5 protein-coding genes and 1 pseudogene are annotated in these 6070 nt (G+C 69.8%); 3 read left to right on the top strand and 3 right to left on the bottom strand.

Features of this window, described 5'->3' with window-relative positions; translation table 11 throughout:
- The first annotated feature begins 152 nt into the window (after window positions 1-152).
- On the top strand, window positions 153-950 hold the full coding sequence (locus tag ACFVZW_RS33810; RefSeq protein WP_384529657.1) for a helix-turn-helix domain-containing protein: 798 nt from the start codon (window positions 153-155) through the stop codon (window positions 948-950).
- A gap of 16 nt (window positions 951-966) precedes the next feature.
- Here the strand turns inward: ACFVZW_RS33810 and ACFVZW_RS33815 are convergent, their stop codons facing one another.
- The 3 genes from ACFVZW_RS33815 to ACFVZW_RS33825 all read right to left on the bottom strand — a co-directional run bounded on the left by ACFVZW_RS33815 (window position 967) and on the right by ACFVZW_RS33825 (window position 4576).
- Window positions 967-2232 (bottom strand): alpha-L-fucosidase, encoded by a 1266-nt coding sequence (locus ACFVZW_RS33815; RefSeq protein WP_384529660.1) that lies wholly within the window; start codon window positions 2230-2232, stop codon window positions 967-969.
- A gap of 348 nt (window positions 2233-2580) precedes the next feature.
- Complete coding sequence (locus ACFVZW_RS33820; RefSeq protein ID WP_384529663.1) at window positions 2581-3948, bottom strand: DUF5685 family protein; 1368 nt, start codon at window positions 3946-3948, stop codon at window positions 2581-2583.
- A 232-nt stretch (window positions 3949-4180) separates the two neighbouring features.
- Window positions 4181-4576 (bottom strand): VOC family protein, encoded by a 396-nt coding sequence (locus ACFVZW_RS33825; RefSeq protein ID WP_384529666.1) that lies wholly within the window; start codon window positions 4574-4576, stop codon window positions 4181-4183.
- Between the two features lie 227 nt (window positions 4577-4803).
- Here ACFVZW_RS33825 and ACFVZW_RS33830 point away from each other — a divergent pair.
- Together ACFVZW_RS33830 and ACFVZW_RS33835 are read left to right on the top strand one after the other, a co-directional pair.
- Window positions 4804-5319 (top strand): annotated as a pseudogene (locus ACFVZW_RS33830) (LysR family transcriptional regulator); the annotation flags it as partial.
- Between the two features lie 157 nt (window positions 5320-5476).
- Window positions 5477-5689 carry a hypothetical protein gene (locus ACFVZW_RS33835; protein ID WP_384529669.1) on the top strand — a complete coding sequence of 71 codons (213 nt, stop codon included), beginning with the start codon at window positions 5477-5479 and terminating at the stop codon, window positions 5687-5689.
- The last annotated feature ends 381 nt before the right edge of the window (window positions 5690-6070 follow it).

The following is a 6070-nucleotide window of genomic DNA, read 5'->3' on the forward strand; positions in this document are numbered from 1 at the left end:
GTTCGTGGGGGGGCTCATGGCGGGGCGCTAGTTCCTCCGCGCCGCGGCCCGCGCGGCGCGCGGGGGGGGCCCCCCGCCCACCCGGGGGGGGCGGCGGCGGGGAGGGGGCGGCGCCCCCCCCCCACTCGACGCTCCACTGGTAGATTTTCCACATGCCTGACGGCTGCTGGGTCCGGCCGGGGCACTCCGTCGCGGTGCGGCTCGACGAGCCGCCGCGGGTGCTGGGCCTCGGTGTCGGAGTGCACGGGACGACGGGTCCGGTCGATGTGTTCCGGCTGCCGGACCTGTGGCAGCTGCATCTCTACCGGTACACGGCCGAACTCCTCGTCGACGGCGCGGTCCATGTGATCCGGCCCGGCCGTGTGAGTCTGGTGCCACCCGGGGCCGAGGTGCGGTACCACTACCGGGGGCGGTCCGAGCACCTCTACGTCCATCTGCGGCTGCCCCGCACGGGGCCGGCGGTCACGCTCCCCGTGGTTCAGGACATCGGTGAGCTGACCCCGGCCGTGTCCGAGACGCTCTTGAGGGCCGTCGCGTCCGCCCCGCGCAGTCCCCGTCAGGCGGATGCCGAGGTGTGGTCGGCGCTGTGGCGGCTGGCCGAACTCGCCGAGCCCGCCGGTCGCGAGAGCCGCCCGCATGCTTCGTTCGCCGCCGCCGTCGCGTACATCGAGTCGAACCTGGCCGGGCGGCTGGCGGTCCCCGAGGTGGCCCGGGCTGCGGGTGTGTCGCACAACCATCTCCTGCGGCTCTTCCGCGCGGAGACCGAAGGCACCATCGTGGCGTACGTCCGACGCCGGAGGATGGAGCGTGCCCGCCATCTGCTGCGCGAGTCGACGCTCTCGATTCCCGCCGTCGCGGCGGCGGTCGGCGTCGAGGACCTGCAGGCCTTCAACAAGGCATGCCGGCGCGAACTCGGCGCGTCCCCGCGCACCATCCGCGCCGGCGGTTGAACCGTTTCCACGGGAATCAGTCCCGGCCGGTGCCTCGGTAGAGGTCGTGCTCGCCGTCGAGTTCCACGGCCAGGACGGTCGCCTGCTCGTCGATCTCCGCACCTTCAGGGGCGTCGATCCACAGCACTCCCGGCACCTCTCCGAGTCCTCCCACCGTCCGGTGGCCCAGCTCGGTGCCGGTGCCGACCACGCGCACGCGCTTGACCGGTGTCCGCAGTCCGCGCAGGGAGACCGACTCGCGCGGGGCGTCGAAGCACACCAGGTAGAGCGTGCGGCGGTCGGCGGAGAGGGTGCTGGGGCCGTAGTGGTGCCCGGCGGGGAGGCCGGCGACCGTGCCGTACACGGCCTCGGAGTGCTTGCGGATCCAGTCGCCCTCCAAGCGCTCGACCTGCTCGGCCGGGATCGTGCCGTCCTCGCGGGGGCCGACGGCCAGCAGCAGATTGCCGCCCATGCCGATCGTCTCGGTGAAGTAGCGCACGAGCTGGCGCACCGACTTCTGGTTGTGGTCCTGGTGCTGGAAGCCCCAGGAGTCGTTGACGGTCAGGCACAGCTCCCAGGGGCCGTCCGGCGGCAGCAGCGGCACGCCCTGCTCGGGGGTGGCGTAGTCCCCGTAGCTCAGCATCCGCGCGTTGAGGACCGTGTCCGGGTTGCCGGCGAGGATCTGCTCGGAGAGCTCCCGCATCCCCCACTGCTCCTCGCTGCGCTCCCACTCGCCGTCGAACCACAGCAGGTCGGGACGGAACCGCGCGACGAGCTCGCCGACCTGTGCGTCGCGGTACGCCACGAACCGGGCCCAGGCCTCCGGGTCCTCGACCCCGTCCTCGGGGGTGACGAGGGGGTGGGTGGCCACGCCCTCGTTCGGGGGCTGGGGGTGGACGACGCTGGCGTAGTCGGGGTGGTTCCAGTCCGAATGCGAGTAGTACAGGCCGGCCTTGAGACCGTGCGCGCGCAGCGCGTCCGCGTATCCGGCCACGAGGTCGCGGCCGGCGGGCGTGTGCCGCACCACGTTCAAGTCGCCGTGACCGGTGGCCCACAGGGCCACCCCGTCGTGGTGACGGGCGGTCAGTACGGCGTACTTGGCGCCCGCGCGGGCGAACAGCTCCGCCCAGGCCCGCGGGTCGTACTTCGAAGCCGTGAAGCCGTCCAGCTGTCGCATGTACCGGTCGCGCGGCACCTGACCGGTGTAGAACGACCAGGACTCGGGAACGCCGTCGACGGCGTAGATGCCGTAGTGGATGAAGATGCCCAACTTGGCATCGGAGAACCAGGGTTGCATGGGCATGGGGTGGCCTCGACAACCTGAAGGACCACCGGCCCGGCACACGCTGAGGCCTGCTCCGGCGCCCCCGGTCCGGGGGCGCCGGTACGTGCGCGTCTCCTCCACCTCGCGCGGGTGGATCTCCCGGTCGAGCCGTTCCGGATCGACCGGACCGCCAGGGCTCGGAACCACTCCTACGCTGCACCCGTCCGTGGATCACCACCGTGTGGAGGACGTCTCGGTGAACGCTGGCCGGCGGCCCGCCCATTCAGCGAGTGCTCGGCGTGATGACGGAAGGGAGCTGGTTGGGGAGCACCCGTCCGGACCGCCCGGCGGGAGAGCCGGTCGGGGACCGCCCGGCTCATCCGTGGTTCAGTCGCAGCAATCGCAGCAGCACTTGCACGGATTGCAGCAGCCACCGCCGCAGCCGTCACCCGAACCACCGCCGGAACCACCAGAGCCACTGGACCCATGGCCGCCAGAACCGCCGCTGGAGTTGCCGCCGCCCGAACCGCCGAACCAGCCGTCACCTCCGGAACCGTCCCTGCCTGAACCATCCCGACTCGAGCCGCCGGTGCGGTTGCCGTCGCCGAACTGAATGGGCTCTGCCTCATCCTGGCCGGCGTCCTCGTTGCAGCGGCAGCAGTTGAAGCACAACCTGCAATCGCCGCACACCCGGCGCCACTCGCGACACCGCCGGCACTGCCCCTCCGGCGGCCGGCTCGACGCCATCGACACGCCCTCCGGGACCGCGCCCGCAAGCACCCCGACACCGCACGCCGTGCCCGTGCCGGTCTCCGCGGGTGTTTCCGTCGCCGTACGGCGCCCCAGCCAGGGCAGCATGCGCAGGTTCCGCGCCCGGCGGGGGTGCTGATGGTGACGATGCCGAGGATCGAAGACTCGATCGACGGCACGCTCCAACTCGCCGCCCAGAAGCGTCCGTACGAGCCGTCTGTCGATGAACACCGCTTCGGACAGGGCGAGTCGGATGCCATGGACGGCGTCGTCGCAGAGCCGGCGAACCTCGGTGCGGTCCGCGCCGGTCACGGCGATCGGATTCCACGCGCCGGACGCCTCGTCCGAGTCCAGGTCCTCCACCGCGTCCAGCAGATGCGCCAGCCGACCGAACAGGCGGCCGGCCTCCGCCAGCGGTTCGGCGTTGCCCGGGCGGTCCGTGAGCACTGCGGTGTGCGCGAAGGCGGCCGCGGTCGCCGTCTCCGTGGGCTCCGTGACCGTCAGCAGCGAGCCACCGGGGCCGGTCGTCCGCTCGACCTCCGGCTGGCGCTCGACCGCCCCGAGCAGCACCGCGGTGTCGAAGCCGAGCCGTTCGCCGCCTGCGGCGCCCGCACGGTCCCAGCCGTGGGCGATCCGGCGTGCCGCCAGCGTCACCGGGCGGCGCCCCAACAGGCCGTCGCCGTCGGCGACATGGTCACGTATCTTCGCCGCGGCCAGCACCAGCGACACCGTCGCCGCCAGCCGCGCACCCTCACCCTGCGCCACGTCCGCCGACCGCATCCCGCGCAGCGGGCACGGACCGGCGCCTCGCCGCCAGTCCCCGGTTCGCTCCGACTGCGCTTCGGTCAGCACCGAGACGATCAAGCCGTCGTAGTTGGTGGCCACCCTCGCGAACTGCCCGTACTCGCTGCGCAACGCCAGGCACAGCCCACACAGATGCGCCATCCACTCGGTACGCAAGCCCTCGCCCAGACGATGACGGCATGGCCTGATGATTCCGAACACCGAAGCTCTCCCCCGTAGAAACAGCTGCCCCGACACATTCAGTCCGGCGGCTCACGGACGCAAGACTGCACAAGAGGCACGACCGCGCGTGACGTCAACCTGATGTGACATCGACGCGCGGCCGACATCCTAGATGGTCCCTTCCGAGGGGTGTCTCCGGAGACGAGCCGGAGACGAGTACGAGCACCGTCCAGGACCGCTCCGACGCCGTGATCACGCAGCTTGAGCGCGGTCAGGCTGCGACGTCCTGCGGGTACCAGCGGAGTTCCACGGTGTTGCCGTCCGGGTCCTGGACGTATACCGACGTGGCGGTGCCCCGTGCGCCGAAGCGGTCGATGGGACCTTCGAGGACGGTGAAGGCTCCCGAAGTGATGAACTCCTCCCAGTCCAGCGGTTCCACGGTGAGACAGATGTGGTCGACGTTGGACTCTCCGCGAGGGCGACGGACCAGGTCGATGATGGTCTCAGAGGCAATTCTCACCGATGGGAACGGGATCTCGCCGGCTCGCCACTCGGCAACGCGTACCGGTTCGAGGCCGAGGAGTCCGGAGTAGAAGTCCAGGGACCGCTCGACATCCTCGACGTTGAGGACGAGATGGTCGAATGCCTTCACACACAGCGAGGGCATCCCGGGTCGGTCGCCCAGGCTCTGAGCGGGGTGCCCGTGCTCCCGCGGGGGCTCGTCGGTCCGGGCCGGACAGGCGGTGACATCCGAGACGTTCATGGGGCTTCCTTCGATGATGGAGTCCAGGTGGGCGCTGTTCACGATCCGCTGAGGGGAGTCCGCCATCAAGGCAGGATCAGAATACGATCGTTGAGCCTGATTCAACGCATGGGGGGATCGTGCTTGAGCGGGTGGAGATCGAGACTTTCCTGACGCTTGCCGAGCAACTGCATTTCGGCCGTACCGCCGAGCGTCTGTGCGTCACGACTGGGCGGGTCAGTCAGGTGATCAAGAAGCTTGAACGGCGGATCGGCGGCATGCTGTTCGAGCGCACCAGCAGAACGGTTCGACTCACGGCGATCGGACGACAGTTGGCCGATGACCTGGTGCCCTTGGTCACCGGGATGGAGGAGGCGGTCCGAAGGGCCACCCATGCATGTCGCGGTGTCACGGGAGAACTGCGGGTCGCCTTCCTCGGCGAGTGGACGGCACCCGCACTCCTGAAGGTGGTGGCTCTTTTCAACGAGCGACACCCCGATTGCAGGGTCGAGGTCCGGGAGGTTCAGCTGTCCAACTCCCGTGCGAGCCTGCTCGACGGCTCGATAGACGTCCTCATGGCTTCGTACCCGTTCGATGGAATGGCCCGTGGGCCGGTACTGCTGATGGAGAAACGAGTGCTCGCCGTTGCCGCCGGGCATCCGCTCGCCGGCGAGGAGTCGGTGTCGCTCGAAGTGCTCGCGGAATACCCCGTGGTGCAGTACCCGGAGGTGGACCTCGGCGGGGTTCAAGCGGGATCGCACACCGGACTACACCCCGTCGGGCAGGCCGGTTCCGAAGGGGCCGACCGGAGGATCGTTCTCCGAAATGCTCACGCTGGTTGCGATGGGCAAGGGCGTCCTGCCGGTCGGAGAACATTCCCGGCGCTACTACCCTCGACCGGACGTGGCCTATGTGCCTCTGCACGACGCACAGCCGATCGAACGGGGACCGGTCTGGCTGGAAGGGAACACCACAGAGCGCGTCCGCGAGTTCGTACGGGCTGCGGCGGACATCGCCGAGAAGTCGCCGATTGCATGAGCGTGCCGGCGGCAGGTTGGAAGGTCGAAGTCCACCGTCGCGGGGTGGCTCCTTCGCCGCCTGCCGTCACAGCCCACGTGCGCCGAGCTGTGGGGGCTGTTCTGCATCGCTGCCGACGCCCTGCATGGTCCCCAGGTCGCGTACGACGGACTCCTGCTGGTCGGGAGGGATGTCGGGGCTGGAGTGCGACGCAATCGCGTATGCCGAGGAAATGGACGTGCACATTCGCTTCACGCCCGAGGGCTATGCAGGGCCGGATGATTCCGGGGTCGTGATGCGCGGACAACTAGTAGTGCTTTGTTAGGTGGTGTCGTAGGGCTGCCATGGGACGATCTGTCGGCAGGTGGGGCAGGTGCCGGTCCAGGTGGCGATGAGCTGTTG

This window comes from Streptomyces sp. NPDC059567, from assembly GCF_042735655.1.
Taxonomy (GTDB): domain Bacteria; phylum Actinomycetota; class Actinomycetes; order Streptomycetales; family Streptomycetaceae; genus Streptomyces.

Coding starts and splice junctions, on each gene's coding strand:
- ACFVZW_RS33810 (WP_384529657.1), top strand. CDS start 153: ATGCCTGACGGCTGCTGGGTCCGGCCGGGGCACTCCGTCGCGGTGCGG.
- ACFVZW_RS33815 (WP_384529660.1), bottom strand. CDS start 2,232: ATGCCCATGCAACCCTGGTTCTCCGATGCCAAGTTGGGCATCTTCATC.
- ACFVZW_RS33825 (WP_384529666.1), bottom strand. CDS start 4,576: ATGCCCTCGCTGTGTGTGAAGGCATTCGACCATCTCGTCCTCAACGTC.
- ACFVZW_RS33835 (WP_384529669.1), top strand. CDS start 5,477: ATGCTCACGCTGGTTGCGATGGGCAAGGGCGTCCTGCCGGTCGGAGAA.